The sequence below is a fragment of the Klebsiella sp. DY2415 genome (assembly GCF_026314315.1).
Taxonomy (GTDB): Bacteria; Pseudomonadota; Gammaproteobacteria; order Enterobacterales; family Enterobacteriaceae; genus Klebsiella; species Klebsiella ornithinolytica.
Map to the genome: position 1 here is coordinate 3,762,307 of NZ_CP111115.1, position 24,775 is coordinate 3,787,081.

The following is a 24,775-nucleotide window of genomic DNA, read 5'->3' on the forward strand; positions in this document are numbered from 1 at the left end:
ACCTTGATATGCTTACAATTTAGTTATGTTAACCAGCGTAATAATGTATTCATTGTGGCCTCCATTACGTCATCATTCACGCCCAGCAGGCGGCGCTTGGAGTAGCGGACCTCCGGCCCTTTGCGGCTGACGCGATCACGCAGGCCGTAATGATGAACGCGCGCAATACGCTGCACCCTGCCCTCAAATTCAACACTGGCAGAGTCCGGGCTGGCGACGGCTTTCAGGTATTTTGCGGTGCGGAGTTTTGCAAACATCTGCCGCCGGATGCGGCCCTGCTTCGTTCGGGCTGTTACCCGCCGTGGTTCGTATGCTGTCCCGTCCGGGTTACGCTGCATCCGGATATTTTTCTGCTGGCTGCGGCGTAGCTGCTGCACCAGCTCCCGCATCATGCGCTTACGTGCGGCAGGCTTCAGCCCCGCCAGCAGCGCATCTAACCAGGCGTCAACTTCCTGCAGCTCAGCCACGGCGCACCGCCCACATTTCGTCCGGTTCGTCCGGTTCCGGCACCGCTTCGACGCTGGACACGTCACCATCAGCACTGACGATCACGCGCTCTGTCAGCTGCAGGTTCAGGCTGATATCGCAGATATCATTGCGCAAGATATCGACCTCAAACGTAAACAGCTTTTCACGCATTTCCGGGTTATGGACAGCATCGGGCTGATTCTCCATTAGCCAGGCCAGCACGGGAGCCATCAGCAATCCCTGATCGCCGCTGAAATCCACGATCACCACGTTCAGGGTATAGCGATACTCCCAGGACAACGACGCTGCGCCAGTTGCCACCACTGAGCCGTTATCGACGAACAAATGCAGCTTGTCCGGGTTGTCCCTGACATACTGAACCGACTTATTCAGGGCGCGGCGTAAGGACTGAGGTTTGTTCATTATTTCGTTCCTGGCAGGAAATTATCGTGTCCACCTTGTCGGCACAGACCGACCAGGCGGCCTCTGCTTCATCCAGCGCCGTCAGCAAATCACCGTTAGTGCGTGCCGCTGATTTTTCCAAGCGGCACTGTGTCACCCTGGGACAACCATTCACGGTAAGCTGCACCTCCGGCGAGGGCCGGACGTTCGCGCATCCTGATAATATCAGCAGGCAAAGGAGCATCAGCCCAACGCCGCAAATCCTCGTTTTCACGTTTCAGATCCTCAATCCGGCGCTGGCGCCCCCGCAGCAGTGCGTTTGTGCTTTCTGCCGCCGCGTAAAGCCGCGCCTGTTCCCGGTTGTTGGTTTCGGACAGGATGGACAGGGCGATCAGCTGGCTGTTCGTTTTTGCCAGTTTGTCGCCCATCGCTTTCAGATCCCTGCCTTGCTGATCAATGGTGTGGCTGGCCTTATTCAGTCGCCATGACTGCCAGCCCAGCGCTGCCAGTGCCAGAGCCAGAATTACTGCCAGCGTGCGTGTCATTCCGTTATGCTCCTTTTAAACACCAGGCCAACTCACGCCCGCGACGGTTATCCAGCCCCGGATTAAATATGCCTTTGACATACACCCAGCGCGGCAGCTGATAGCAGGCATCACGCCAGCGCTTCTGATTGATAAACTTCACCATGGTTGAACCACATGCATTGCCTGTGCCCACGTTGAACGCCAGCGACACCAGCGCGTCATAGACATACTGCGGCACCTCTACCAGAACACAGCGGGCCAGAGCCTTCTCCACCCGCAATACGTTGGTGATGAAGTTCCCCGCCGCCTGCCGCTCTGTGATGGTCTTTCCCGGCACCACACCGGCCGTGTTACCGATGCCATCGGTCCACACGCCAGCGTCGCACTGGTACGGCTGCAGGCGGCAACCCTCGTAATCGGCAATCAGTTTCAGCCCGTCCACAGAGGTGTGAAGCTGTTGGAAATTGGGCAGTGTGGCAGCGATGGCCAGCACTGCACCAACCAGGCAGCGCTTAACGATTGAAGGACTCATATTCCCCCTGGGTTATCTTCCCGTCGCGTAGCAGCTGATAGGTTTTGTGTTTGTAGTACCAGTTGATCGCCAGCATCAGCAGGCCAATCAGTACACCGCCCACCGTAGAGGCATCTTTGAGCGATAAATCCCCCAACCACGCCAGCATCACCGCGATGCAGTACGTAACAAAGGCGCTGATCCGTTCAAGCGTCATAATTCAGTCCCATAACTGGACGGTCTGCACCGTGGTAGTGGTCGCAATATCCGGCAGCTCCACCTGCAGCCCGTGAGGTAAAAAAGGGCCATGCTCGGCCAGCCCCGGATTTGCCTGCAGTACCTGCTCTGTGACGCCCTGCGTGCGCCCGTAATGACGCCAGCAAAGCGCATCCACCGTGTCACCCTGGTACGCACGCACTTTCATCAGATCAGCTCCACCGTACAGTGGGGTGCATCCTGCACCCGGCTGATTGCCCAACGGGCATCACGCCACAGATCGCCGCTGGCTTCCGCCAGCTCATCACCCCGTTTGACGCCGGACGCCGTGGCGTCGTAGTCCTGGTAACGCTCATTCACCTGTGCACGCGCCCAACAAAACACAGCGTTATGATAGTGGTGGATGCGCTCGCTTTTGCCGTCCAGCTCTTCCGCCGGTACGTCTGCCAGTGTCTGAAACCCCAGCGCCTGCTGGCGCTTGCGGAAGTCGTACAGCTCCGCATTGACCTCTGACATTGCGGACCGGATGAGTTGCCCGAGACGCGGCGACGTCACCGTGCCATCCGTCCGCATCACGCTTCGAAACTCCGACAAATCCACATCGGGCCAGAATGGGGTATTTTTGATGACCTCCGCCTGTTCTGGCGCCTGTTCTGGCGCAACAAACTTCATGCGGGTTTTCTCCTGAAAAGGTGGGCGGTGAACGGGATTTTGATAAGGCAATGCCTGTCGCCATCCCGTGCCGCCCGTGCGCGGGGCACGTTCCGTTAGTGGCTGTTACGCAACTGGCGCTCCAGCCGCTCTTTGTCCTTCTTCACACCGCAGCGGGGATCGAGCTGTAGCGCAAAGTTGTAGTGGTTTAACGCTGCTGCCGGACTGGACTCACTGATCACAGCGGCGATGGCTTTATGCAGCCTGGCGCGTGACTGGTCCGGCATATCCAGTGCATCCGTCAGTGAAAGCGCCTGCAGCAGCACGTCAGCAGGAAAATCTGCTTTCATGCGCTGCGCGGCCTCTGCCTGGTCTGCCAGCTCTTCGGCGATAACGGTCTGCACGTTGCGACGGCCCAGCGCCTGCGGCATCACCCAGCCATGTCTGAGCGCGTGGGCAGCAATCTGCAGACCACCGGCAAAATCACCGGCATCAATACGCCAGACCATCAGAAACATCAGCACGTCATCCTGCTGCGCTCCACCGGCTGCCAGTACGCCATCCGCCCAGGCGATATACTTGGGTAACAGCTCCACCTTGATTTGTGCCTTTTTCACGGTGGACTGAACCCCTTTGAGGCGGCGGCGATCTTCAGCCAGTTGCAGCAGCATCAGGTCATACCCTGACGCATGGCGAACACTGCCGCCCTGACGGGCGGCCTGTTCAGCCTGAACGCGCAGGCGGTGCTGCCGTGCGGGACTCAGGCTCATGCGTTACTCCCCGGCACCGGCGCTGAAATCGCCAATCGTGATGTTTTCCACCAGTGCAACGCAGCGGTAATCCTCCACCACATACGCTTCATTGACGGATTCGAAATTTTCGATGCGATCGCGTTTCGGGTTATCAATCACCGAACGGCGGCGGGTGTCTTCCTGCCAGTAGATGGACAGGTTATCCAGGCGGGTGATCAGCACGGCGTTTGCCGGGAATGACGGGGCGCGAACGGCCTGCAGGCCGCCCATGCGTTTCTGACTGATAATCATGTCAGCCGCCAGCTTTTCGCTGTTTTCCTGGTCTTTATTGACCAGCGGGAAATACTTGTCGGACAGCAGCTCACGACCACAGATCACAACCAACTCAGCATCGTCCTGGAAAATCGGGTCAATCAGCTCATTGACTGCATCCATCACCAGCGCATCCAGGTTGGCATATTTACCGCCCTTGCCGACCTTCACCGGGTCTGCAGTGGTGGTGCCATCTTCTGCCGTGGTACTGCCCATCACACAATCCGGGGCATCTTCGCGGACCTTCTGCAGCCAGCCTTTGTTAACGTCCTGCAGCAACGGATTGGCGGCACGGTCTGAGGTTTTGGCACGCTTCACGCCGTTAAATCCGATCATGATGCGGTCCAGCGCCTGACGTTTCACGATGGCGTTACGGATACGCACCTGAAAATCCTGGAATTTCGCCCACATATCCAGTTTTGCGTAAGTCAGCACCGTATCAAAGTTGGTCTGTTCGCATTTGTACTCAACATCCACCATCTCAGTGGGATCAGTTGGCTCGCGCTCCTTCGTGGTCGTGTCAGTGGTCCCGGCAATGGTACTGCCGACGCCCAGGCCCAGAAGCTGGCCTGACTGCTCCGCCACGCCAATCACGTTAACCATAGTCAGGAATGCCGTGGACTGCTGGATCTGGTCTTCCAGCGTCTGCTGCACCGACGGCTCAACGGTGAATTTGCTGGATAACTCTTCGACCTCCACGCCATTCAGACGCGCCAGTTGCTGCAGGTAAGCGTTAAAGGCAAAACGGGTATTCTTTTTCATGGGTTCTCTTGCTCCATCAGCAATTGGTCAGGGTGCCTGCAGGTGCTTCACCACCTGGCGCACGCTGGCGATAATCTTTACGGCTGTCTTCCTGGCTCAGCTTCTGCTTAAGCGCAGAAAAATCGGTCTGCTGCATCTGTAGTGCGGTTTCCAGCTCAGCAATGCGCTTATCCTGCGCGGACAGGGATTGATCGGTGCGCTCGCTCAGGCTCTGCTGCTCAGTGGCGACCAGCTCAACAGCCCGATGCACATCAGAGAAACGCGCATCATCGGTCTGCTCTTTTTTGGTAAACATCGCGGTGACGCGGGCAAAGAGGGAGGTTTTTTCGCCCTGGACCTCTTCCCACTCGATCAGCGTTTCTTCTGCGGCGGTAAAGAGGTTTTCCGGGTTCTGTTTACGGCCTGCCAGCGGGTTGCTTTTTGCGCTGGCACTAAACTGCAGCATTTCTGTACCCAGGCTTGCCGGGTCGTCAGTCGCTGCAAGGCCAATCAGGTACGCCTTGCCGGTATCGGCAAAGCTGGTATTGACCTCCATCGAGGTGAACAGCTTTTGCAGCTTGCGGGTATACGCCACCAGATCATCTGACGGGGTGATCCACGCATACAGGGCCATTTTTCCTTTCAGCGGGCCGTCCGTAATTTCTTCAGCCTCTAACTTATCCACGGTCCCGAAACGGCGGAACGGGCTGTCCGGGGTGTAGCCCTTGATGTGTTCCAGATTAATCAGCGCGGTATAGACCTGCGGGTTATAGCTTGCCGCCATCTGCTCCAGCCAGGCGCGCTCAATGGTGCGTCCGTCTGTTGTTGCCCCTTCCACACCAATGCGGAAGCGTTTTGCTTTAACTGCCATTTGAGCGACTCCATCAAATAACTCTGTGAGGCCTTATGGTTGCTGTGATGGAGGGGGGGAAACAACGCGCAGACCTTGTGCGGTAAACCACACAAAAGCCAGCCGGGGAAAGGCTCAGGGCAAGCCCGTATGTTTGTGCCATGGAAACGATGACCCCCGCAGACCTCGATCCCCGTCGGCAGGCACTACTGCTGTATTTTCAGGGATACCGCATAGCCCGCATTGCTGAAATGCTGGGCGAGAAAGCCGCAACCGTTCACAGCTGGAAAAAGCGCGACAAGTGGGGCAGCTATGGCCCGCTTGACCAGATGCAGCTCACCACCGCCGCACGGTATTGCCAGCTGATCATGAAGGAGCACAAAGAAGGGAAAGATTTTAAGGAAATTGACCTGCTGGCGCGACAGTCCGAGCGCCACGCCCGTATCGGGAAATTTAACAACGGAGGCAACGAGGCCGATTTAAACCCCAATGTGGAAAACCGCAACCGCGGCCCCCGCAAACCCCCAGAAAAAAACCAGTTCAGCGACGAACAGATCGAAAAGCTGCAGGAGATTTTCCACAGCTCAATGTTCGATTATCAGCGCCACTGGTGGGAAGCGGGCAATAAACACCGTATCCGCAACGTGCTCAAATCCCGCCAGATCGGGGCGACGTACTATTTTGCCCATGAGGCGCTGATAGATGCCCTGGTGACGTGCCGTAATCAGATATTCCTGTCAGCCAGCAAATCCCAGGCACACATGTTTAAGCAGTACATCATTGAGTTTGCCAAAGAGGTCGATGTTGAACTCAGAGGTGATCCGATGGTGCTTCCGAACGGCGCCATGCTGTATTTTCTGGGGACCAACGCCCGCACCGCGCAGAGCTACCACGGCAACCTGTATCTTGATGAATATTTCTGGATACCGAAATTCCAGGAGCTACGCAAAGTCGCCTCTGGCATGGCACTGCACAAAAGATGGCGGCAGACCTATTTTTCTACGCCGTCCAGCCTGACGCACAGCGCTTATCCCTTCTGGTCTGGCGCCCTGTATAACCGTGGTCGCTCAAAATCGGACCGTGTCGATATCGATCTGACCCACTCCGCGCTGGCAGCCGGACTCCTTTGTACTGATGGTCAGTTCCGGCAGATCGTTACAGTAGAGGATGCCGTGCGCGGCGGCTGTAACCTGTTCGACCTGGACCAGCTGCGACTGGAATACAGCCCGGACGAATACCAGAACCTGCTGATGTGCGAATTTCTTGATGATCTCGCGTCCGTGTTCCCGCTGTCCGAGCTGCAGGCCTGCATGGTGGACAGCTGGGAGGTCTGGGAAGATTTTCAGGCACTGGCCCTGCGTCCGTTTGGCTGGCGTGAGGTCTGGATCGGATATGACCCGGCAAAAGGCACGCAGAATGGTGACAGCGCCGGGTGTGTCGTCATTGCGCCGCCAACAGTTCCCGGCGGCAAGTTCCGCATCCTTGAGCGCCACCAGTGGCGCGGAATGGACTTCCGCGCTCAGGCGGAGGCTATTCGCAAGCTTACCCAGCAGTACAACGTGTCCTACATCGGCATTGACTCTACCGGCGTCGGTCATGGCGTTTACGAAAACGTGAAAGCCTTTTTCCCCGCCGTCCGGGAGTTTGTCTACAACCCCAACGTCAAAAACGCCCTAGTGCTGAAGGCATACGACATTATCAGCCACCGCCGCCTGGAGTTTGACGCCGGGCACACCGACATTGCGCAGTCATTTATGGCTATCCGCCGTGCCACCACCGCCAGCGGCAACCGCCCGACCTATGAAGCCAGCCGCAGCGAAGAAGCCAGCCATGCCGATCTGGCCTGGGCAACGATGCACGCACTATTTAACGAACCACTGCAGGGCGAAGCCGCCAATACAAGCAATATCGTGGAGATTTTTTAATGACTGAGAATACCGCACAGGATGCAATGCCACCTGACGTACACACCAATGACACAGCGGCTACCCAGGCGTTCAGCTTTGGCGATCCCATTCCTGTACTGGACCGCCGCGAACTGCTGGACTACGTGGAGTGCGTGCAGATGGACAGATGGTATGAGCCGCCAGTGAGTTTTGACGGACTGGCCCGCACCTACCGTGCCGCCGTGCATCACAGCTCACCGATTGCCGTTAAGCGCAACATCCTGACCAGCACGTTTATCCCCCATCCGTTGCTGAGCCAACAGGCATTCAGCCGTTTTGTGCAAGACTATCTGGTGTTTGGTAACGCTTATCTGGAGAAAAGGACTAACCGGCTAGGCGGTATTCTGTCCCTGGAGCCATCACTGGCGAAATACACCCGACGTGGAATCGACCTCGACACTTACTGGTTTGTGCAATACGGCATGACCACACAGCCGTATGAGTTCACCAAAGGCAGTATATTTCACCTGATGGAACCCGATCTGAACCAGGAGATTTATGGTCTGCCGGAATACCTGTCCGCCATCCCTTCAGCCCTGCTTAATGAGTCCGCGACACTGTTTCGCCGTAAGTATTACATCAACGGCAGCCACGCCGGTTTCATCATGTACATGACTGATGCGGCGCAGAACCAGGAAGATGTGAACAACATCCGCCATGCGATGAAAAGTGCCAAAGGCCCGGGCAACTTCCGCAACCTGTTTATGTACTCCCCCAACGGGAAAAAAGACGGCATTCAGATCATCCCACTGTCAGAAGTGGCAGCAAAGGATGAGTTTCTGAATATCAAAAATGTCAGTCGTGATGACATGATGGCAGCGCACCGCGTACCGCCGCAGATGATGGGGATTATGCCGAATAATGTTGGTGGGTTTGGGGATGTGGAGAAGGCTAGCAAGGTTTTTGTTCGAAATGAATTAATCCCATTACAAAAAAGATTCATGGAAATTAACAAATGGATTGACATAGAATTAATAAAATTCAACACATACGAATTAGAAAGTTAATTGCACAGGGCAGATAGTCACTGCCCTTTAAAACAAATAATTATTCATATTGGTACTGTAAATATCCGAATTCACTTTTATCCTATCTATAGAATTAGAAATAACGGCTAATAAGTCATCATAATCTTGACTGGTTCGCAAGGGCTTTGCTTGTTCATTATCTACTAATTGTTGCGTGCCTTCACAATTAAGTCCTAATGGATTATCTGGTTTATGAGGAACGACAGCAAAAATTGGCCTTAAGGCCTTAATAGCAAAATCTGCCTGAGTCATAGTCCCACTATTTTTTGCAGCTTCAATCAAAATAGATACAGCAGACAAACCCACCTGAATCCTATTACGTTGGACAAAGGATTGTTTAAATGCTGGTCTACCGACAGGATACTCTGATATCCATGCTCCACCATTATTTAAGATATCATTTGCTAATCTCGCATTTTGTTTAGGCTTAGCAATTTCTAAGCCATGCGCTAGTACAGCTATTGTTTTAGCCTTTGCGTTAAGTGTTGCTTTGTGTGCATTTGTATCCGTACCAATAGCCAAACCACTTACAATAACCAATCCCATCTCACAAATTTTTTTAGTAATTCTCTTTGTAATTTCTTCTCCTGCAGCAGAAACATCCCGAGATCCAACAATTGCAACCCCTGGCATTTCATTAAGGATGTTTACATCACCCTTTACATATAACATTGCGGGTGGATTCGGTGTAATAGCTAGGCAAACCGGGTATTTATTATCACCAAAAGGAATTGGAACAATACCTAAAGACAAATGCTTGTTTAAATATTCTTCTGCTTTATGTAATGAGGACACCGTGAACGGGGCTTTTAGAAAACCTGTGAAATTAATATACTCCACTAACTCATGCTCATTAGATAATTTATGAAATGGGATTTCATTAAATAATTTAAACACCCCTTGTTCTGATACCAATCTATCAACCTGCAAAGATAGACCTAACAGAATCTTAATTTCGGAAGGGTGCATTATTTCACTCCTCATAATTTGCTGTTTCAAGTAAAGCCAAAGGCAATATTGACTTAGCCCCTGCATATCTTAACAGATGATAGCACGCTGTCATACTCCCCCCTGTCGTTGTAACATCATCAATTAGAAGAATAACCTTATCAGTAACATCTGATGACACTGAAATAGTTGACATATGATGTTCTACCGAACGATCCCCACCACCTTTGTGGGCACTTACCACTGTGACTTTTCTTAGCAGAGATTGGTTGAAAACAGCGTTTGTATATTTTTTTTCAATTTCCTTTGCAATGGAGATCAAAGCTTCAGATACTCTACCTTGGGCATGAGAAGGTACAATAGTAATCTCGAAAGGTACGTCGGTAAAAGATACTTTACCAATGACATAGCCTTTTAGACTATTTATCATCAATTGGCTAAACGTAAGAACAGCCTTTGAATGACCTGAATTTGTAGCGTCCTTCAAATCCATCATTGCTTTCGAAAGCTTGTCACCCGACTTTGGGTTACGCGCACCGCGGTATCTCCATGGATGATACGTACCGCAAGAATAAATTTTTATTGGCCCCATCTTGTATCTGCGCCTAGTGAATAGGTAAAACCATATTAATTGTATACTTACTTCATACACAAGTACTAAATCTTACTGTTGCTAACTCACTAGCCGCTATTCTTAAGTTCGCCGCGCGCTCGTATCCCCGCCACGCCTGCCCGCTTTGTGGAGTAGTTTTCATGCAGGTGCATGATAGGCCAGAAAGCCCGCCAGCATTGACGGCTCTGGCCCCTTGCGATCCTTTTTGGATCATGCGAATCCATGCACCATAGACATGCACTCTCTTCTCAAGCTCAAGTGTGCTCTGTGGGAGGGAATTTCACAGAGAACAAAACGATTAATGCTTACATTCATCCTGGCCTACCCCGTACTGATTTAACCTGTTCACCAGTTCGCTTGTCAGTTCTGACAACCACGAAATGGCAACCTCCTTATCGTCATCGCTACAATCTGAGCTGGCAACCAGCCGGGCCATAAGTTCTATCCGCTGCAGTGCAAGTGACTCCATGAACAAATCGTTCACAATCCCCTCCCAATATTACTGTTTATATATACAGTACATCATGTGTATTTAAAGCTGAAATATTTTTTTAGTCAGCTAACCCTTTGATTAACAAATAGCCTTGATTCCTTACCATCTCAGTACCACTGTCGCCATTTATCATCTTCCTGCAGACGCTGGTTTCGGTAGAAAAGACGTAGACCTGCTCCCGATGGGATACTTCCGCCACGTAGCAGTAAATCAATCTCCTGCTCGTTGCCGTCAAACCCTCTGGACTTCAACTCATATTCAAGCTGCAGGCGCAGCTGATCGTTAATTTCCTGTTTGTAACCCTTCCGCCGCTTCGGTCTTACCTGTCGCAGCCTCGCATTTAGCTCCCGTAGCTCTTTTCTGCTCATGCTATTGAAGTCCGGCAGCGGTTCCGGCCGTTCTTCACCTGGTAAATCCGACTCAAAGTAGTTCATTTTTTCCACAGGGGGACAGTTATTGCCACGAGTCCAAGGGGCGCAAGCGCCCTGGTCGGCTGTCGCCTCCTGAACGTCAACAGCTTTACGAACCATTTTCCACTTCATCGCATGCGTGCAAATGCGGCCCTCGATAATCGGGGACCAGATGCCATAAATACGGATACCGTGATCGCCATAGGTTGATGGCTCGTCGTTCAGTTCATAGGCCGTGCGGACCAGATGATGTTTACGCGCGACCAGCACGCCGCCCTGCTTCATGATGTAGGTGGCAAAACACCCGGCATCGGCTGCAGCCAGCACCGCATCCAGACGAGGGTTATCCAGTACCGGCGCCCCGACCTTTTTATCTGCCTGCTGCCGCGCAGCCTGTCCTGCCAGCAATCTCAGCTCGCGATAAGCCTGGCGGCCCGGAATGCCGAAAAAGCGGAATTGCTGGACGCGATGAAGTGACGCCCAGGCGTTGACATGCTCTGCGTTATCCCTCAGTGATCTGCCGGTTTCCTTGCTGATTTCGTTAGCCAGGCCGCGCCCGTCTATGTTCTTACTGATGTATTTGGCGATGTAGCTGGTCGGCGTACCCTTGCGCGGGTTGATCAGTTCAGACTTAAAGCGCGGGCCGGTATTGTTGCCCAGCTCTTCGCGGTCCTCACGGATAGCAAATTTACGCAGCAAAGCAGTGATGGCGCGGCGTTCTTTCTTACGCATGAAGCACAGCAGGTGCCAGTGCACCGTCCCATCATGATGCGGCTCTGCCACCCGGACGCCATACCAGCGCATTCCGCTCTTGTGCATGGCCTTGCGGAAAGCGGCGAACGTATCAACCAGATAATCACTGCTTTGCCTGACTGTCGCGCTCGTCCACTTCGGGTTTGGTCTGCCATTATTGAGCGTGGCGTGGAAGCGTGACGGGCAGGTCATGGTGTAGAACACGGCACAGTCACCGCGCATTTCAGCGATAAGTTCCAGCCCTTTAACGCAGGCCATCATTTCGTTACGGCGGTGCGCCGGATTACTGCTGCTGGCGTTTACCACGTCTTCCATGTCCAGCGTATCGCCCTGCTCGTTGGTCAGCTCATGCGAGCGGAAGAACTCCAGCGATTTACGGCGCTGCTCACGCTTATGGATCACAGCCTCATAACTGACATACGGTGAGGCTTTTTTGTTGACCAGGCACACCGCACGCAGTTGCTCCTCCCGCCACTCGCAGCGCATCTGCCACATCTTGCGATACCACCAGTCAGCGCAAAGCATACGCGCCAGTGAACCCGGAATAAGCTCATACGGCACAGGGTTGCGGCGGCGTTTCTTGCGTCGTAACCGCTCAAATGCAGGAGGGATCACGTCAAGCCGCATGACCTCATCGGCCACTCGCTCCCACGCCCTGCGCATCTGCTCCGGCGTGACGTCATCGCTGACGAAAAGATCGCTACAAGCCGCATCAAGACACATGCTCATGTGGGCGGCTACCAGTGTGGAAAGTCGCTTTACCTGGTCCTGACTCATTTCAGGCAGAACCAGCAATCCCTCCAGCCCGTCATGGCTTGCCATAAACCGGAATGTGGTCGATATCTGGCTATCCCGGACACGCACCAGACGTTCCAGACACGGTCTGACTGTTTCACGCAGGTAGCGAGAATAGGCCTTAGGGCGGTTCAGGTTATGAAAATAATCAATGCGGTCCATCAGCGGCTTGCTGATATATGACGGCTCCACTGACACGTCAGCCAGGATGACCAGATCTGGGTTAAATTTCTGCTGTTCGCGGGCCATCTTCGCCCTGCTGATCAGCTGGTCCTGCTCCATTTCATGCTGAACCGGATCACGGGCTTCATTGTAGAAAAAGCGCTCCCAGATCTCATCACTCATTGCCTCACGGCGCAGCTTTTCCTGCTCGTTGTCGCTGGCGTAGAGAGTGATCAGGTTTGAAAGCGCAGATACCGGCGCAACTTCCGCCGGGTCCAGATAGGGGTTAACCGCATTTTTGGAGGCATTCCATGGGAACCCTCCGGCGGCCTCCGTCGGGCCGCCTTTATCTTTTGTTAACTCAGACATCACTGACAAGCTCCGAAGCTCACAACGCGCCTCGGCTGTAGTGTTTAGATTTCAACTCAGCGATTTCCTGGCATGTTACGCAGCACTGAACACCCGGAATAGCTTGCCTACGGGCCGTTGGGATTGGCGCATCGCAGTCGATGCAAAGAACACGAGCAATGCCTGGCTGTCTTGCACGGGCGTTCTGAATATGGCGATGCAGATTTTCTTCAACACGTTGCTGCACGAGGTCCATTGAGTCTGCCATTAGTGCCAGTCTCCCCGTGATTCAGCGTCATAACGGGCAACTTCACGGCGAAGCAATTCTGCCGCTTCCACTCCGTTCATTCCTTGCTGCAGTATGTAGATCGCCAGCGCCTCTATTCGTAACGAAACGGCAAAGGCGCAGTTTTTACGCTCATCCAGGCGAGCCTCGTTAAACAGCTGGAGTAGGCCAGCATCATCCGGTCCTGTTTTGGTGGTGCGGGTTTCTCTATTTCGCATAGTTGTTTCTCCTGAATTTGGGCAAAGGAATGCCCGGCGGGTTTACGCCATTACTTTCTGGTTTGTTTTAATTAGGCATGCTTAGCCGTTTTGGAAATAAGCTCACCACTGCACGAAAATGATTCATTGCTTTAATCAGTTCTCTCTTTTCGTCAGTAGTCAGGTCACTCACATTAACGCAATGACGTTCCGTCGGAATCTTTGCCATAAAAAATATGGCTGCCAGAGCCCTCTCATTCTGTAATCTGTTCACGTCCCGCGGATTACGCATATCCGAAATAAACCGTATCAGCTCAGTGTCAATATTGAAGCCGAATACTTTTGCACGTAATTCTGCAATATGGTTAAGCCCATCCAGACGTTTACCAGGGCTTAGTGGAACAGTTGCAGCATCACCGTTTATCGCCATTTCAGCATTCCTCACAATTAAACTCTTTTTTTGCTATGATTTTGCGACACGTACCGATAACACAGAGACTTAGCAATGCTGACCCAGATAGAGAAGGACCGAATCGAGAAACTCGAAAACGAGGTCGCAACCCTCCACAAGGAAGTAGCGATGCAGCAGATAATGATTTCTGGCTTGCTACACAGCTTTTTCCGTAACGAATCGTCGAATCAGGAGGCATTCTTTAGCGTCATCAGCGAAGAACTTAACCGACTACGCTTTGGATCAGTTAAACATCAAGAATTTAGCCATGACATCCAGCAACTCCTCGACCGTTATCGATAACTAATCTGTTGATATTTAATGAGAGGTGATGTTTTTTTACGCACCACCTCTTTCACCTGCTCCCCTCGAAAAAAAGCACCATCCTTCAACATGAAAAAGTAACTGCCGTCACCTGCTATAGAGGGATAACAGCAGATAAGCTCCACCTCACTGATCGAGTATTTTTCACCTTTGTGAAGAAACTGATAAAACACCCCATATAAACCCGGTTCCATTTCTTGTCCTCCTCTGAGTTATGGAAATTTAAAATGGCATTAATGCTCCCAACGTAATCACATCACCTATGCCTATTAGAAATAGTGCCGGGGATTTTTCTACACGCCCGGCGCGTGCCTTAGTGGTAGACTATTTGCGCGAACAATCATCTACCCCACAAAGGAGAAATCTGATGTCAGACTCTGACGACTTCCATGTACTGCCTCGTCCTGCCCCTGCCCCCAGGCCAGAGCCGGGGCAAGATAAAAAATAGGAACCCGGCATGACTAAACAAAGCTCCGAATACTTCCAGCTGTATTATTGCTATTACGTTGAAGCAATGACGGCAACGTTTCATGGCAGAGCTGACAAATTGATGACGGCAATCCAGCTTATTAGCGGTACTGCTGTATTTGCTGATACCAGCTTGAATTGGCTGTTCGCTTTGCCTGTTGTCGTTATCGCGACAATTCAACTTGTGTGGCAACCAGCCATTATTTCCGAGCGTGCTAGCGTGCAAAGCCGCCAGTACGGGGAATTGCTTTATGCTGGGGATGAACTGACCCCGGAACTGATTGCACAAAAATTGAAAATGCTGCATCACTCTGATTCCGCACCTTTCGGTTCTTTGTTAAATCCAGCCTATAAAAGAGCTGCTATTGCATGTGGTCGGCCTGATGAAACTAATCTCAGCTTCCAGGAAAAGCTTTTCGCCTGGTTTGCAGGTTGCCTGCCACGTTAATACTTAGACGTTGTAGCAATCTCTTTTTACCTATTCCCCGGACAGCCTGCTGCCGGGGAGACAGTTCAATACTCGGATGCCACTTTTTTCCGCCAGGTAAGTGAATCCAGCCGTGACCGTAATGCATTGCCGGGCTTTGCCTAACCAGCAGTGATGCGAATGAAGGTTCGTTATTCAGCATAAACACCTCAGCTCAGCCCAAAAGAATAGCCAAGACCCGTCACGGTATCGACGACACTGGCCATTGCAGGATTGGCCTGTAAACGCGCCTGCAGTGAAATAGCGGTTAAAGCCATCAAGCGAGTAACTGAGTTGACGCTTTCAACAACCTGACGGCGGGTAGTCGCGTTTAGCTGAACACCAGAAACCGCACTCGCAGCGACACGACCCATTTCGGCGGTGGCTTTCAAGACGTACTGAGGCATTTTCTCCCGTGCGACTTCATTGGTTGGCACACACGGCAGGCAATGGATCTGCGCCAGAAACCCATCTACCAGTGTTGAGTCTTCGGTGAGATCAGTCAGCAACAAGATATCTGGCGCAGTCAGCTGGTGTGGTTGCTCTGGGTTGAGCTTATTACGCAGGGTTTGAACGTTCATGCCTGCACGTTCTGCCAGCTTCGCCATGTTGTGGCGTATAGCGAAAGCCCGACAGGCTTCATTGAAATGAGGATGTTTTGATATGCGATAGTCAAACATAGTCAGTTGCTCCGTGAAGTCTCAAAATGGAACTAGTTGATAGTCACGTTGCAATCTGAGAGTGCATCGACAGTCATCGCAGCGATGTTAATCATCACTTTTTCACGCTTTTTGTCCTTGCGTAGGCGATGACGAAGCAATCGACCATCTGCAAGCATGTCGTTGATGGTGTCGATAGATAACCCAGTGAGTTCACTATATCTTTCAATAGTGACGTGGGGGGTGATGAGAGTGATTGAAATGTTAGGTCTCATGATGCAACATTCCTCGTTTAGCAATGATTAATCAGGATGAATACTGATCGTTTGTATTTTGTGAACACCATAAACATACGATCGCATCATGAAATCGTCAAGGTAAAAGTTCACCTGGAGTGACCATGAATTTGGAGAAAGGCGGCCGTGGAGCCATAGAGCGTATGGTTGAAGCTTATGGTTTCAAGACAAGACAAGCTTTGTGCGACCATTTGGGAATTTCGAAAAGTACCTTAGCAACACGCTATATGCGCGACTCTTTTCCGGCTGAGTGGGTGATTCAATGCTCCTTAGAAACTGGTATCTCTCTAAACTGGCTCACCACAGGACAAGGTTCAAAACAAGGTTCACATAAAGCAAACACTAAAGAACTTGAGAAGCATGTTTTGACCAATGGGTCATTACGCAAAGATGGCTCATATGTTTTTGATGCAAGCTTTTTGCCTGATAATCTTAAAAATCCTGTTGTTGTGATCGATGGCACTTCAGAATTTATCTGCGATATGGATTATGGAGATGTGCGTGACGGCATGTGGGTAGTGGGTATTGATGGAGAGGTTGCTCTAAGGAGTTTGACACGTCTTCCTGGTAGCCGACTTCGCATAGATGGGGGCAATAGTTCATTCGAATGCGCAATTGCGGATATTGAGATACTTGCAAAAGTTTTAGTTAGTTGCATCCGATAAAAGGAATTTTTATGACAACGACGTCCGAATCCAATGATGAACAGAATGAAAATGGTGATCTTAGGGCCGTAAAGCGCCTCTATGAGCTGACTATTCGCATAAGAGACTTTGAGATAACTCAGTTATCTCAACGTAATAATTTTTTCATGATTTTTCAGGGCGTTCTTTTCGCAGGTTTAGCCACCTTATACCAAAATGACAAGGGTGAAGCATTCGTACCTTTCATTGCGCTTGTTGGCTTGATTGTATCGTTCTTTCAGATAGGAATTTCTTCTGGTGCAAAATATTGGCAAGAATATTGGGAGGAGGCGGTTAAAGAAATTGAGGAAGAATTACTCCGTGTGATGTCACTGAAAGGGCATGAAACACGTGAGAAAGTTTACCGCATATTCAGCATTGCGATGGTAGAAGTAGATGCTAAAGTCAAAGATCGATTAAATCGCTCAAGCACAAACATGATAATAAAATTTTTAGTATCTTGTAAATTTTCAGTTAGTCGTATACCAATATACACTGCTCTAACATTTTTCGCCCTTTGGCTATCCCTAGGTATATATAGTTTTATTGGACGTCATTTCTTGATTCTTTGGATATAAGGAATATCAAATGGAAAACTTATACTACACACAGTTCAGCCATATAGACTTTAACGATCCCTTCTTCGATTCACTAAACAATGATTATCCGGACTTTGCAGGATGGATTGATAAGAAAAAAAATGATCCATCAGCATTAGCCTATGTTCTTTTTAATGAACAAAACAACATTGAAGGTTTTTTGTATCTGAAAATCGAAAATGAGAATGTTACTGACGTAACCCCTCAATTACCGATGAGAAAGCATCTAAAGGTTGGTACATTCAAATTTGAATCACGTGGAACTCTTCGAGGTGAACGTTTTATTAAGAAGATATTCGACCATGCTTTAGAATGCGATGCAGATGATATTTATGTAACGGTTTATCCAAAACACGCTTATCTTATTAGATTATTCAAATCGTTTGGATTTGATATTGTTGGTTCGAAAGGTCCTGACGATAATGCGGAAGACGTTTTACTAAAAGAAATGCACAACGTTCAGTTGACTGGGGATATAGTCAATGACTATCCATTCATGCATCATTCAGATAGTAATAGAAAATTCATTCTCTCGGTAGATCCTCATTACCATACAAATCTTTTCCCGGACTCCATACTCCGTACAGAATCTCCTAGCATCGTCAGCGACGTGTCACATACGAATAGCATAAGAAAAATATATATTTGTGCAATGCACGGTGTTACATCATTTAGACCTAATGACCTTGTTTTAATCTATAGGACGAACAAAGGACTATCTGGTTCTGCGTATTATAATTCAGTAATCACTTCATTATGTGTGGTTAGTAATATTAGGCATATAGATGAATTTGATACAGAAGATAGCTTTATAAATTATTGTAAAAAATATAGTGTTTTTGACATTAAAGATTTAAGTTATTTCTATCGTTCAAAAAAATATCCATTCATAGTTTCATTTACATATAATTTAGCTTTTCCTAAAAGACCAAACCGTGCTAAACTTATTTCTGAAGTTGGTTTGAATCCTAATGCTTACTGGGGAGTATTAGATTTATCCGACCAACAATTTGAACATATTATTAAACTTGGTGAAGTAGATGAAAGTGTTATTGTCAATTAAACCTGAATATGTTGAAAAGATTCTTGATGGAACAAAGAAGTTTGAATTCAGAAAAGGAATCTTCAAAAACCCGGATGTCAAATCTGTGGTTATTTACTCAACTATGCCAGTAGGTATGATTGTTGCTGAGTTTGATATCGCTGATGTTATAGAAGACAATCCAAGTACCGTATGGAAAAAAACCTGTCGTTATGCTGGCATTAGCAAACAGTTTTTTGATTCGTATTTTCACAGTAAAGAGAAAGCCTTTGCTATAAAAATCGGTGAGTTAAAAATTTACGATCAGCCCCGTCACCTTAGCTCATTAGGCGAAAACATCACAGCACCTCAATCTTATAGATACCTGTGATGTATGTTACTTAGAACAACATACGTTGACACTGTTTATGTATACAGTAAAAATGCTCTCCATATGGAGGGCATTTTTCATGGCAGTACGAAAACTCGACACAGGAAAATGGATTTGCGAATGTTACCCCGCCGGACGTAGTGGGCGTCGCGTGCGTAAGCAGTTCGCCACTAAAGGCGAAGCGCTGGCCTTTGAGCGCCACACGATGGATGAGGCAGAGGCTAAGCCTTGGCTGGGTGAATCGGTTGACCGTCGAACTTTGAAAGACGTGGTTGAACTCTGGTTCAAACTGCATGGCAAATCCCTAACCGCTGGCGAGCACGTTTATGACAAACTGCTGCTGATTGTTGATGCTCTCGAAAATCCTCTCGCTACCGATCTCAGTTCTAAATTGTTCGCGCACTATCGTGATAAACGCCTGACAGGCGAAATCTACTTTAGCGAAAAATGGAAGAAAGGAGCTAGCCCGGTAACGATCAACCTTGAGCAAAGCTATCTTAGCGGAGTCTTTAGCGAACTGGCTCGCCTAGGTGAATGGACTGCACCGAATCCACTAGAGAATATGCGCAAATTCACCATTGCCGAAAAAGAAATGGCCTGGCTGACACATGAACAGATTACCGAGCTTCTTTATGACTGCCAACGCCAAAGCGCCCTGCTCGCTCTGGTGGTTAAAATCTGCCTGAGCACCGGAGCGCGCTGGCGCGAAGCGGTGAACCTCACCCGCTCCCAGGTCACAAAGTACCGAATCACATTCGTCAGGACCAAAGGCAAGAAGAACCGCAGTATTCCGATCAGCAAAGAGCTGTATGAGGAAATCATTGCCCTGGACGGCTTCAAGTTCTTTACGGATTGCTACTTCCAGTTTTTGTCTGTGATGGACAAAACTTCCATCGTGCTTCCTCGCGGCCAGCTTACCCACGTTCTACGCCATACATTCGCAGCACACTTCATGATGTCTGGCGGCAACATCCTTGCCCTGCAGAAAATCCTCGGCCATCACGACATAAAAATGACCATGCGCTATGCTCACCTGGCCCCAGATCACCTTGAAACGGCCCTGCGCTTTAACCCATTAGCTACATTACCAAGTGGCGACAAAATGGCGGCAGCGGTTGGCATTGCCCCGTAATCGCCACTCCTTACCACCAACCTAACTCATTGATTATCTTGCAAGTCATTGTTTTCATTAACCCGTTTACATAAATGGGTTTTTTGTTGCCTGAATTTTATGATGTTTAAAATTATTCGGTTACAACCGCCAGGCGGTACCATTGGCGAAAGCCCGGCGACCGCCGCCGCCACCTCAGCCAGGCATCTTCCCTGGACCTGCTCCTCACCCCACCATTTCTGTTGTCCCAGAACTCATGGATGCGTTGCCCTCCCCTGACGCCGCGGGTGATGTACACTGATACGCCGGGTGAAGCGCCGAGTTGCACACGTCATCAGCAAAGAACAGAGCGATCCGCTCGCGACGCCTCCCGCTTGCCCCCCCAGTCAAATCATACTCATAAGGAATGTTCACCACAGGAGATGTTGATGCCCGCTTTCCAACCTGATGTTATTTCTGAGTTCTCCGGCGCGCCGCTGAGCACAACTGTCGCGGCCCTGACCGTTCTCGCTTTTCTGTTCCAGCCATTGCGAAAAGCCGTCAATGGGATTTTCAAATATAAAAAAGGCCACGGCAGCGTATTAAAGAATGCGGGGGTGCCCCCCTTCATTTTGAACTTCTTTGCCATCTCCATCCCATTGAAAAAATTGCCCTCGACAGGCTGGCCCGAGAAATTAATCACCCTCTTGTTCTCAGCTCTTTTTGCATGGTCTTTGTGGTATTTTGTCCCACCGCTTGTGCAAACCTTTACCGCCCCGCCAGACACGGCACTGTTGATTTGGAAAAAGTCAGGCGATCGCTTTTACATCTCCAGAACAGCAGCCACGGAGGCTACGCTGCTGACGCCCCCTCGCTGGACCGTCACAGCCAACGACTGTCAGGCCAATAAAGCCCCGACGAAAAACACCGCCAGCGTCCTGGATCGCGAATATCGTGACGATCTTTGCCGCTTGCTGACAACAGCCGAAGGCAAGGAGTATTTAGAAGAATCAATTAAAAACTTCGAAAAAGATAAAATCTTCACTTACTCATCCATTTTTATTATTGAATTTATGCTGCTATGGCTGCTGTTGGGATTCATGTTAATGATTCACTACACCAATAAAGTCAGGCACTTTATTTTGCTTGAACAACAAAAAGCGATTCATTGCGTCCAGGGCAGCTTCGCGGCGACAGGTATCTACGCCATCTATCAGGAGCTGGAGGAGAGAGACGCTCGCAGACCCCGGCGGTAACTGTATGCTCCGTCGCATTGGCATCCTTCCGGTTATTGCTCATACTTTGACCAGCTCAGTCCGGTGAGAGGTAAAGGCGATGCTGGTGAAAGATAAAGTTGCCGTCATCTTCGGCGGTAGCGGTGCGATAGGCTCCGCCGTGGCGCATGCTATGGCGCGCGAGGGGGCGCGAGTCTACCTCGGCGCGCGCGATCGGAAGAAGCTGGATCGGGTGGCGGATGACATTCGTGCCGCGGGCAACAGGGCCGAGACCTTTGTCGTTGATGTCCTCGATGAGCGATCGACCGGCGAGCGGATAGCGCAGCTGACGCAGCACAGCGGCGGGCTCGATATCGTCATCAATGCTACCGGCTTCGTCCATAATCAAGGCAAGGAGATCACGACGCTCTCCCTCGCCGAGTTTATGCAGGGCATCACCCCGTTCCTGGCGGCCCAGTTCAACCTGGCGAAAGCCGTTATCCCCCATATGGGCGGCGCTCGCCCGGGCGCCATTATCACCGTCGTGGCTCCGGCGGCAACAATGGCCATGCCGGGCCACCTGGGCCATATCGTCGGTTGTGCGGGTAGCGAAGCCTTTATCAAAGCGCTCGCCAGCGAACTGGGGCCGAAGAATATCCGCGTCCTCGGCGTGCGCTCGCACGCCATTACCGACGCGGTTGAGGCCGGCTCTTACACCGCGGAAGTCTTTGCGGCAAAAGCGCAGGCGATGGGATTGACGGTCGAACAGTGGGTTGGCGGTGCGGCACACAGCACCATGCTCAAACGTTTGCCGACTCTGGCGCAGGTGGCGGATGTCATCACCTTTCTGGCATCCGATCGTGCCGACGCCATGACGGCAACGATGGTGAATATGACGGCCGGTGCCACTACCGGCGGATAGCCCTCGGATCTCGCAATACCTCGGCGTACAGCGCTTTATCTGGCTATTGCCCCTCTCCGGCCAGGCGTCCGACCATCAGGCGGATAGCCTGCTTTGAGAGCGGCGCGCTATCGGTGACAAAATGCAGGGTCATTCCCTCGATAAACGCATCCAGCCCGCGAGCCGTAGCCGGCTCAAACCACTGTTCCAGCGTTTGCTGACTGCGCCGCATCCAGTGCTGCATCACCGCCTTCAGCGCCGGCTGGCTGCTGCAAAACGCATACAGCTGATACATCAACTCCATATTTCGCGCGGTCGTCACCTGGGCGCTAAAGATCAGCTCGGCAATCGCATCGCAGGCCTCTTCACGGCTGCTGACCGAGGTAAAAAACTGCTGGTACTGCGCGGACATATCGCGGGTAAAAATGCGAAACGCCTCTTCTATCAGCGCGTCAATGCCGCTGAAATAGTAGGTCAGCGAGCCTAACGGGACTTCCGCACAGTTGGCAATTTTACGATGGGTTACCGCGTGAATCCCGTGGGTGGCAATGGTATCCAGCGTGGCCTGTAAAATGCGCTCCCGGCGCTGCGGATCGTTCGGTCGACGGGCCATATCTTTCCTCTTAGTCGCTGTCATGCGCAGGCAATCGGCAGCAATATCACGCTCCCAGGCGCCCGGTTCTTGTCCGAATACGCATTCTGAAGAATATGTACAAATGTACACATTCTTGCTACTGTTGTCTCCATCTTCTCATTCACAGGCGTTTACGGATGACAGCGCAAACCTCCCGCCGGGCCTTACAGCTCCGACTCTGGGCCCTTTTCATGTTCTTTTTTATCCCTGGATTGCTGATGGCCTCATGGGCTACCCGTACTCCGGCGATCCGTGACCTGCTGACGCTGTCAACGGCGGAAATGGGCATCGTTTTATTTGGCCTGTCGATTGGTTCGATGAGCGGGATTCTCTGCTCGGCGTGGCTGGTCAAACGTTTTGGCACCCGCAAGGTGATTCGCACCACCATGTCGTGCGCCGTGGTCGGCATGATGGTACTCAGCGTGGCGCTGTGGCTCACCTCGGCGGTCCTGTTTGCCATCGGGCTGGCCATTTTCGGCGCCAGCTTCGGTTCGGCGGAGGTGGCGATTAACGTTGAAGGCGCCGCCGTCGAGCGCGAAATGAATAAAACCGTCCTGCCGATGATGCATGGATTTTACAGCTTCGGCACGCTGTTCGGCGCCGGCGTGGGGATGGCGGTGACCGGTTTTGGTCTGCCCGCCGCACCGCATATTCTGCTGGCTGCGCTGGTGGCGATAGCCCCGATTGCTATTGCGATTCGCGCCATCCCGGATGGAACCGGACGAAATGCGGCAGAAAACGCGCATCATGAGGAAAAAGGTCTGCCGGTATGGCGTGATGTTCAGCTGTTGCTGATTGGCGTCGTGGTGCTGGCGATGGCCTTTGCTGAAGGATCTGCCAACGACTGGCTGCCGCTGCTGATGGTGGACGGCCACGGCTTTAGCCCCACCTCCGGCTCCTTGATTTACGCCGGCTTCACCCTCGGGATGACAATAGGTCGCTTTACCGGCGGCTGGTTTATCGATCGCTACAGCCGGGTCACGGTAGTCCGTGCCAGCGCCGTGATGGGCGCGCTGGGTATCGGCCTGATTATCTTCGTCGACAACCCGTGGGTGGCCGGCGTCTCGGTACTGCTGTGGGGTCTTGGCGCATCGCTCGGTTTCCCGCTGACCATTTCCGCCGCCAGCGACACCGGTCCCGATGCGCCGAAGCGCGTCAGCGTGGTAGCGATAACCGGCTATCTTGCCTTCCTGGTCGGGCCGCCGCTGCTGGGCTTCCTTGGCGAACACTTCGGCCTGCGCAGCGCCATGATGGTGGTGCTGGGTCTGGTTATGGTAGCGGCGTTGGTCGCCAGAGCGGTGGCTAAACCACAACATGAACCTGTCATGGAGAACAGTTAATGAGCATCAAACTGATTGCGGTAGACATGGATGGCACCTTCTTAAGCGATGCCAAAACCTACAATCGCCCGCGCTTCCTGAACCAGTATCAGCGCATGCGCGAACAGAATATTCGCTTCGTCGTCGCCAGCGGCAACCAGTATTACCAGCTGATTTCGTTTTTCCCGGACATCGCCCACGAGATAGCCTTTGTCGCCGAAAACGGCGGCTGGGTGGTCAGCGCCGGCGATGACGTTTTTAACTGTCAGCTGCCGAAAAATCATTTCCACACCGTCATCGACTATCTGCAGACGCTGACCAATATTGAAATTATCGCCTGCGGTAAACGCAGCGCGTATACCCTCAATAGCTATAACGATGAGTTAAAGACGGTCGCCGCGAAATATTACCATCGCCTGCAGCTGGTGGACGATTTCAACCATATCGATGACGTGATACTGAAATTCGGCCTCAACGTACCTGACCAACTGATTCCGCAAATCCAGCCGCAGCTACACGCGGCGTTGGGCGATATGGTGACCGCCGTGGCAACCGGCTACGGCAGTATCGATCTGATTATTCCCGGTGTGCACAAAGCCAACGGTTTGCGTATTTTGCAACAGCGCTGGGGCATTGAGAATCATGAAGTCGTCGCCTTTGGCGACAGCGGAAATGATATTGAAATGCTGCAACATGCCGGATTTGGCTTTGCGATGGCCAACGCGGCAGCACCGGTGAAAGCCGTCGCCGACTATGATGCGCCGCATAACAATGAGGAAGGTGTGCTGCACATCATCGACAAAGTGCTGAATCGCGAAGCGCCGTTCGCCTGACCTTCGTCCGGGTGCGG

The 24,775-nt window shown here is 51.4% G+C and carries 35 protein-coding genes; 13 read left to right on the forward strand and 22 right to left on the reverse strand.

Going from position 1 to position 24,775, the window contains the following annotated elements; translation table 11 throughout:
• Positions 1 to 23: 23 nt before the first annotated feature.
• The 11 genes from OQV00_RS17895 to OQV00_RS17945 all read right to left on the reverse strand — a co-directional run bounded on the left by OQV00_RS17895 (position 24) and on the right by OQV00_RS17945 (position 5,451).
• Positions 24 to 467: a phage virion morphogenesis protein gene (locus OQV00_RS17895; RefSeq protein ID WP_054828960.1), complete on the reverse strand. Its 444-nt coding sequence runs from the start codon at positions 465 to 467 to the stop codon at positions 24 to 26.
• Positions 460 to 891, reverse strand: a complete 432-nt coding sequence (locus tag OQV00_RS17900; protein ID WP_054828961.1) for a phage tail protein — start codon at positions 889 to 891, stop codon at positions 460 to 462. The genes OQV00_RS17895 and OQV00_RS17900 overlap by 8 nt, the downstream gene beginning before the upstream one ends.
• Entirely contained in the window at positions 854 to 1,102 is a 249-nt protein-coding gene (gene lysC / locus OQV00_RS17905; RefSeq protein ID WP_117138991.1) for an Rz1-like lysis system protein LysC, read from the reverse strand. The genes OQV00_RS17900 and lysC overlap by 38 nt, the downstream gene beginning before the upstream one ends.
• A complete protein-coding gene (gene lysB / locus OQV00_RS17910) occupies positions 987 to 1,415 on the reverse strand; it encodes an Rz-like lysis system protein LysB (RefSeq protein ID WP_054828963.1) in 429 nt (142 codons plus the stop codon). Before lysB ends, lysC begins: the two co-directional genes overlap by 116 nt.
• Positions 1,416 to 1,419: 4 nt before the next feature.
• The gene (locus tag OQV00_RS17915; protein WP_054828964.1) at positions 1,420 to 1,929 is read right to left on the reverse strand and encodes a lysozyme; all 510 of its coding nucleotides are present in this window, start codon (positions 1,927 to 1,929) and stop codon (positions 1,420 to 1,422) included.
• Positions 1,910 to 2,125, reverse strand: a complete 216-nt coding sequence (locus OQV00_RS17920) for an HP1 family phage holin (protein ID WP_049106756.1) — start codon at positions 2,123 to 2,125, stop codon at positions 1,910 to 1,912. Before OQV00_RS17920 ends, OQV00_RS17915 begins: the two co-directional genes overlap by 20 nt.
• Before the next feature lie 3 nt (positions 2,126 to 2,128).
• On the reverse strand, positions 2,129 to 2,332 hold the full coding sequence (locus OQV00_RS17925) for a tail protein X (protein WP_004151001.1): 204 nt from the start codon (positions 2,330 to 2,332) through the stop codon (positions 2,129 to 2,131).
• Positions 2,332 to 2,796 (reverse strand): head completion/stabilization protein, encoded by a 465-nt coding sequence (locus OQV00_RS17930; protein ID WP_049106755.1) that lies wholly within the window; start codon positions 2,794 to 2,796, stop codon positions 2,332 to 2,334. The genes OQV00_RS17925 and OQV00_RS17930 overlap by 1 nt, the downstream gene beginning before the upstream one ends.
• A gap of 95 nt (positions 2,797 to 2,891) precedes the next feature.
• Positions 2,892 to 3,545 (reverse strand): phage terminase small subunit, encoded by a 654-nt coding sequence (gene gpM / locus OQV00_RS17935; protein ID WP_054828965.1) that lies wholly within the window; start codon positions 3,543 to 3,545, stop codon positions 2,892 to 2,894.
• 3 nt (positions 3,546 to 3,548) lie between these two features.
• Entirely contained in the window at positions 3,549 to 4,601 is a 1,053-nt protein-coding gene (locus OQV00_RS17940; protein WP_032700483.1) for a phage major capsid protein, P2 family, read from the reverse strand.
• A gap of 16 nt (positions 4,602 to 4,617) precedes the next feature.
• Positions 4,618 to 5,451: a GPO family capsid scaffolding protein gene (locus OQV00_RS17945; protein WP_054828966.1), complete on the reverse strand. Its 834-nt coding sequence runs from the start codon at positions 5,449 to 5,451 to the stop codon at positions 4,618 to 4,620.
• A 140-nt stretch (positions 5,452 to 5,591) separates the two neighbouring features.
• Here OQV00_RS17945 and OQV00_RS17950 point away from each other — a divergent pair, with 140 nt between their 5' ends.
• Complete coding sequence (locus tag OQV00_RS17950; protein ID WP_266279154.1) at positions 5,592 to 7,355, forward strand: terminase ATPase subunit family protein; 1,764 nt, start codon at positions 5,592 to 5,594, stop codon at positions 7,353 to 7,355.
• Between the two features lie 26 nt (positions 7,356 to 7,381).
• The gene (locus tag OQV00_RS17955; protein ID WP_266280696.1) at positions 7,382 to 8,383 is read left to right on the forward strand and encodes a phage portal protein; all 1,002 of its coding nucleotides are present in this window, start codon (positions 7,382 to 7,384) and stop codon (positions 8,381 to 8,383) included.
• A gap of 27 nt (positions 8,384 to 8,410) precedes the next feature.
• On the opposite strand, the gene OQV00_RS17960 is transcribed toward OQV00_RS17955, so the two are convergent.
• From OQV00_RS17960 to OQV00_RS17990, 6 genes are all read right to left on the reverse strand, one after another.
• Entirely contained in the window at positions 8,411 to 9,373 is a 963-nt protein-coding gene (locus tag OQV00_RS17960) for a DNA-processing protein DprA (RefSeq protein WP_054828979.1), read from the reverse strand.
• A gap of 4 nt (positions 9,374 to 9,377) precedes the next feature.
• Positions 9,378 to 9,944: a phosphoribosyltransferase gene (locus tag OQV00_RS17965; RefSeq protein ID WP_072422387.1), complete on the reverse strand. Its 567-nt coding sequence runs from the start codon at positions 9,942 to 9,944 to the stop codon at positions 9,378 to 9,380.
• Between the two features lie 621 nt (positions 9,945 to 10,565).
• Entirely contained in the window at positions 10,566 to 12,947 is a 2,382-nt protein-coding gene (locus OQV00_RS17975) for a replication endonuclease (protein ID WP_266279159.1), read from the reverse strand.
• 19 nt (positions 12,948 to 12,966) lie between these two features.
• Positions 12,967 to 13,194: a TraR/DksA family transcriptional regulator gene (locus tag OQV00_RS17980; protein ID WP_054828967.1), complete on the reverse strand. Its 228-nt coding sequence runs from the start codon at positions 13,192 to 13,194 to the stop codon at positions 12,967 to 12,969.
• Positions 13,194 to 13,430, reverse strand: coding sequence for a DUF2732 family protein (locus OQV00_RS17985; protein ID WP_054828968.1), 237 nt, complete (start codon positions 13,428 to 13,430; stop codon positions 13,194 to 13,196). Before OQV00_RS17985 ends, OQV00_RS17980 begins: the two co-directional genes overlap by 1 nt.
• Before the next feature lie 67 nt (positions 13,431 to 13,497).
• On the reverse strand, positions 13,498 to 13,839 hold the full coding sequence (locus OQV00_RS17990) for a DUF5347 family protein (protein ID WP_141490335.1): 342 nt from the start codon (positions 13,837 to 13,839) through the stop codon (positions 13,498 to 13,500).
• Between the two features lie 75 nt (positions 13,840 to 13,914).
• On the opposite strand from OQV00_RS17990, the gene OQV00_RS17995 reads away from it, so the two are divergent.
• Positions 13,915 to 14,163, forward strand: coding sequence for a hypothetical protein (locus OQV00_RS17995; RefSeq protein ID WP_054828969.1), 249 nt, complete (start codon positions 13,915 to 13,917; stop codon positions 14,161 to 14,163).
• Here OQV00_RS17995 and OQV00_RS18000 read toward each other — a convergent pair.
• Entirely contained in the window at positions 14,154 to 14,378 is a 225-nt protein-coding gene (locus OQV00_RS18000) for a hypothetical protein (RefSeq protein WP_266279165.1), read from the reverse strand. The two genes, OQV00_RS17995 and OQV00_RS18000, sit on opposite strands and share 10 nt — an antisense overlap.
• A gap of 263 nt (positions 14,379 to 14,641) precedes the next feature.
• Here OQV00_RS18000 and OQV00_RS18005 point away from each other — a divergent pair, with 263 nt between their 5' ends.
• The gene (locus OQV00_RS18005; RefSeq protein ID WP_266279167.1) at positions 14,642 to 15,100 is read left to right on the forward strand and encodes a hypothetical protein; all 459 of its coding nucleotides are present in this window, start codon (positions 14,642 to 14,644) and stop codon (positions 15,098 to 15,100) included.
• On the opposite strand, the gene OQV00_RS18010 is transcribed toward OQV00_RS18005, so the two are convergent.
• Genes OQV00_RS18010 through OQV00_RS18020 form a run of 3 tightly spaced genes read right to left on the reverse strand, consistent with a single transcriptional unit; the run spans position 15,048 to position 16,052 of the window.
• Positions 15,048 to 15,281 carry a phage filamentation protein Fil family protein gene (locus OQV00_RS18010; protein WP_266279169.1) on the reverse strand — a complete coding sequence of 78 codons (234 nt, stop codon included), beginning with the start codon at positions 15,279 to 15,281 and terminating at the stop codon, positions 15,048 to 15,050. The genes OQV00_RS18005 and OQV00_RS18010 overlap by 53 nt on opposite strands.
• Before the next feature lie 7 nt (positions 15,282 to 15,288).
• Positions 15,289 to 15,798 carry a phage regulatory CII family protein gene (locus tag OQV00_RS18015; protein WP_266279171.1) on the reverse strand — a complete coding sequence of 170 codons (510 nt, stop codon included), beginning with the start codon at positions 15,796 to 15,798 and terminating at the stop codon, positions 15,289 to 15,291.
• Between the two features lie 32 nt (positions 15,799 to 15,830).
• Positions 15,831 to 16,052, reverse strand: coding sequence for a hypothetical protein (locus OQV00_RS18020; protein WP_004223867.1), 222 nt, complete (start codon positions 16,050 to 16,052; stop codon positions 15,831 to 15,833).
• Between the two features lie 125 nt (positions 16,053 to 16,177).
• Between OQV00_RS18020 and OQV00_RS18025 the strand changes: the two genes are divergently transcribed.
• The 7 genes from OQV00_RS18025 (at position 16,178) to OQV00_RS18055 (ending at position 21,993) form a co-directional block, all read left to right on the forward strand.
• Complete coding sequence (locus tag OQV00_RS18025) at positions 16,178 to 16,738, forward strand: phage repressor protein CI (protein ID WP_054828970.1); 561 nt, start codon at positions 16,178 to 16,180, stop codon at positions 16,736 to 16,738.
• An 11-nt stretch (positions 16,739 to 16,749) separates the two neighbouring features.
• Positions 16,750 to 17,334, forward strand: a complete 585-nt coding sequence (locus tag OQV00_RS18030) for a RipA family octameric membrane protein (RefSeq protein WP_039029586.1) — start codon at positions 16,750 to 16,752, stop codon at positions 17,332 to 17,334.
• Positions 17,335 to 17,344: 10 nt separating this feature from the next.
• On the forward strand, positions 17,345 to 18,418 hold the full coding sequence (locus tag OQV00_RS18035) for an N-acetyltransferase (protein WP_266279176.1): 1,074 nt from the start codon (positions 17,345 to 17,347) through the stop codon (positions 18,416 to 18,418).
• On the forward strand, positions 18,396 to 18,767 hold the full coding sequence (locus OQV00_RS18040) for an ASCH domain-containing protein (RefSeq protein WP_044594528.1): 372 nt from the start codon (positions 18,396 to 18,398) through the stop codon (positions 18,765 to 18,767). The genes OQV00_RS18035 and OQV00_RS18040 overlap by 23 nt, the downstream gene beginning before the upstream one ends.
• Before the next feature lie 79 nt (positions 18,768 to 18,846).
• Entirely contained in the window at positions 18,847 to 19,899 is a 1,053-nt protein-coding gene (locus OQV00_RS18045) for a phage integrase (RefSeq protein ID WP_266279182.1), read from the forward strand.
• A gap of 407 nt (positions 19,900 to 20,306) precedes the next feature.
• Entirely contained in the window at positions 20,307 to 21,113 is an 807-nt protein-coding gene (locus OQV00_RS18050; protein ID WP_004859914.1) for a DUF6216 family protein, read from the forward strand.
• A gap of 79 nt (positions 21,114 to 21,192) precedes the next feature.
• Complete coding sequence (locus OQV00_RS18055) at positions 21,193 to 21,993, forward strand: SDR family NAD(P)-dependent oxidoreductase (RefSeq protein ID WP_266279184.1); 801 nt, start codon at positions 21,193 to 21,195, stop codon at positions 21,991 to 21,993.
• A 43-nt stretch (positions 21,994 to 22,036) separates the two neighbouring features.
• Here OQV00_RS18055 and OQV00_RS18060 read toward each other — a convergent pair whose 3' ends face one another.
• Positions 22,037 to 22,585, reverse strand: coding sequence for a TetR/AcrR family transcriptional regulator (locus tag OQV00_RS18060; protein WP_162661513.1), 549 nt, complete (start codon positions 22,583 to 22,585; stop codon positions 22,037 to 22,039).
• A 158-nt stretch (positions 22,586 to 22,743) separates the two neighbouring features.
• Here OQV00_RS18060 and OQV00_RS18065 point away from each other — a divergent pair, with 158 nt between their 5' ends.
• Together OQV00_RS18065 and OQV00_RS18070 are read left to right on the forward strand one after the other, a co-directional pair.
• Positions 22,744 to 23,946, forward strand: coding sequence for an MFS transporter (locus OQV00_RS18065; RefSeq protein WP_048025043.1), 1,203 nt, complete (start codon positions 22,744 to 22,746; stop codon positions 23,944 to 23,946).
• The gene (locus OQV00_RS18070) at positions 23,946 to 24,758 is read left to right on the forward strand and encodes a Cof-type HAD-IIB family hydrolase (RefSeq protein ID WP_048025040.1); all 813 of its coding nucleotides are present in this window, start codon (positions 23,946 to 23,948) and stop codon (positions 24,756 to 24,758) included. Before OQV00_RS18065 ends, OQV00_RS18070 begins: the two co-directional genes overlap by 1 nt.
• Positions 24,759 to 24,775 lie beyond the last annotated feature (17 nt).

Excerpts from the sequence above, each read along its gene's own strand:
- OQV00_RS17900 (WP_054828961.1), bottom strand. The coding sequence starts at position 891 with ATGAACAAACCTCAGTCCTTACGCCGCGCCCTGAATAAGTCGGTTCAG.
- lysB (WP_054828963.1), bottom strand. The coding sequence starts at position 1,415 with ATGACACGCACGCTGGCAGTAATTCTGGCTCTGGCACTGGCAGCGCTG.
- OQV00_RS17915 (WP_054828964.1), bottom strand. The coding sequence starts at position 1,929 with ATGAGTCCTTCAATCGTTAAGCGCTGCCTGGTTGGTGCAGTGCTGGCC.
- OQV00_RS17920 (WP_049106756.1), bottom strand. The coding sequence starts at position 2,125 with ATGACGCTTGAACGGATCAGCGCCTTTGTTACGTACTGCATCGCGGTG.
- OQV00_RS17925 (WP_004151001.1), bottom strand. The coding sequence starts at position 2,332 with ATGAAAGTGCGTGCGTACCAGGGTGACACGGTGGATGCGCTTTGCTGG.
- OQV00_RS17930 (WP_049106755.1), bottom strand. The coding sequence starts at position 2,796 with ATGAAGTTTGTTGCGCCAGAACAGGCGCCAGAACAGGCGGAGGTCATC.
- gpM (WP_054828965.1), bottom strand. The coding sequence starts at position 3,545 with ATGAGCCTGAGTCCCGCACGGCAGCACCGCCTGCGCGTTCAGGCTGAA.
- OQV00_RS17940 (WP_032700483.1), bottom strand. The coding sequence starts at position 4,601 with ATGAAAAAGAATACCCGTTTTGCCTTTAACGCTTACCTGCAGCAACTG.
- OQV00_RS17945 (WP_054828966.1), bottom strand. The coding sequence starts at position 5,451 with ATGGCAGTTAAAGCAAAACGCTTCCGCATTGGTGTGGAAGGGGCAACA.
- OQV00_RS17950 (WP_266279154.1), top strand. The coding sequence starts at position 5,592 with ATGGAAACGATGACCCCCGCAGACCTCGATCCCCGTCGGCAGGCACTA.
- OQV00_RS17955 (WP_266280696.1), top strand. The coding sequence starts at position 7,382 with ATGCCACCTGACGTACACACCAATGACACAGCGGCTACCCAGGCGTTC.
- OQV00_RS17960 (WP_054828979.1), bottom strand. The coding sequence starts at position 9,373 with ATGCACCCTTCCGAAATTAAGATTCTGTTAGGTCTATCTTTGCAGGTT.
- OQV00_RS17965 (WP_072422387.1), bottom strand. The coding sequence starts at position 9,944 with ATGGGGCCAATAAAAATTTATTCTTGCGGTACGTATCATCCATGGAGA.
- OQV00_RS17975 (WP_266279159.1), bottom strand. The coding sequence starts at position 12,947 with ATGTCTGAGTTAACAAAAGATAAAGGCGGCCCGACGGAGGCCGCCGGA.
- OQV00_RS17980 (WP_054828967.1), bottom strand. The coding sequence starts at position 13,194 with ATGGCAGACTCAATGGACCTCGTGCAGCAACGTGTTGAAGAAAATCTG.
- OQV00_RS17985 (WP_054828968.1), bottom strand. The coding sequence starts at position 13,430 with ATGCGAAATAGAGAAACCCGCACCACCAAAACAGGACCGGATGATGCT.
- OQV00_RS17990 (WP_141490335.1), bottom strand. The coding sequence starts at position 13,839 with ATGGCGATAAACGGTGATGCTGCAACTGTTCCACTAAGCCCTGGTAAA.
- OQV00_RS17995 (WP_054828969.1), top strand. The coding sequence starts at position 13,915 with ATGCTGACCCAGATAGAGAAGGACCGAATCGAGAAACTCGAAAACGAG.
- OQV00_RS18000 (WP_266279165.1), bottom strand. The coding sequence starts at position 14,378 with ATGGAACCGGGTTTATATGGGGTGTTTTATCAGTTTCTTCACAAAGGT.
- OQV00_RS18005 (WP_266279167.1), top strand. The coding sequence starts at position 14,642 with ATGACTAAACAAAGCTCCGAATACTTCCAGCTGTATTATTGCTATTAC.
- OQV00_RS18010 (WP_266279169.1), bottom strand. The coding sequence starts at position 15,281 with ATGCTGAATAACGAACCTTCATTCGCATCACTGCTGGTTAGGCAAAGC.
- OQV00_RS18015 (WP_266279171.1), bottom strand. The coding sequence starts at position 15,798 with ATGTTTGACTATCGCATATCAAAACATCCTCATTTCAATGAAGCCTGT.
- OQV00_RS18020 (WP_004223867.1), bottom strand. The coding sequence starts at position 16,052 with ATGAGACCTAACATTTCAATCACTCTCATCACCCCCCACGTCACTATT.
- OQV00_RS18025 (WP_054828970.1), top strand. The coding sequence starts at position 16,178 with ATGAATTTGGAGAAAGGCGGCCGTGGAGCCATAGAGCGTATGGTTGAA.
- OQV00_RS18030 (WP_039029586.1), top strand. The coding sequence starts at position 16,750 with ATGACAACGACGTCCGAATCCAATGATGAACAGAATGAAAATGGTGAT.
- OQV00_RS18035 (WP_266279176.1), top strand. The coding sequence starts at position 17,345 with ATGGAAAACTTATACTACACACAGTTCAGCCATATAGACTTTAACGAT.
- OQV00_RS18040 (WP_044594528.1), top strand. The coding sequence starts at position 18,396 with ATGAAAGTGTTATTGTCAATTAAACCTGAATATGTTGAAAAGATTCTT.
- OQV00_RS18045 (WP_266279182.1), top strand. The coding sequence starts at position 18,847 with ATGGCAGTACGAAAACTCGACACAGGAAAATGGATTTGCGAATGTTAC.
- OQV00_RS18050 (WP_004859914.1), top strand. The coding sequence starts at position 20,307 with ATGCCCGCTTTCCAACCTGATGTTATTTCTGAGTTCTCCGGCGCGCCG.
- OQV00_RS18055 (WP_266279184.1), top strand. The coding sequence starts at position 21,193 with ATGCTGGTGAAAGATAAAGTTGCCGTCATCTTCGGCGGTAGCGGTGCG.
- OQV00_RS18060 (WP_162661513.1), bottom strand. The coding sequence starts at position 22,585 with ATGGCCCGTCGACCGAACGATCCGCAGCGCCGGGAGCGCATTTTACAG.
- OQV00_RS18065 (WP_048025043.1), top strand. The coding sequence starts at position 22,744 with ATGACAGCGCAAACCTCCCGCCGGGCCTTACAGCTCCGACTCTGGGCC.
- OQV00_RS18070 (WP_048025040.1), top strand. The coding sequence starts at position 23,946 with ATGAGCATCAAACTGATTGCGGTAGACATGGATGGCACCTTCTTAAGC.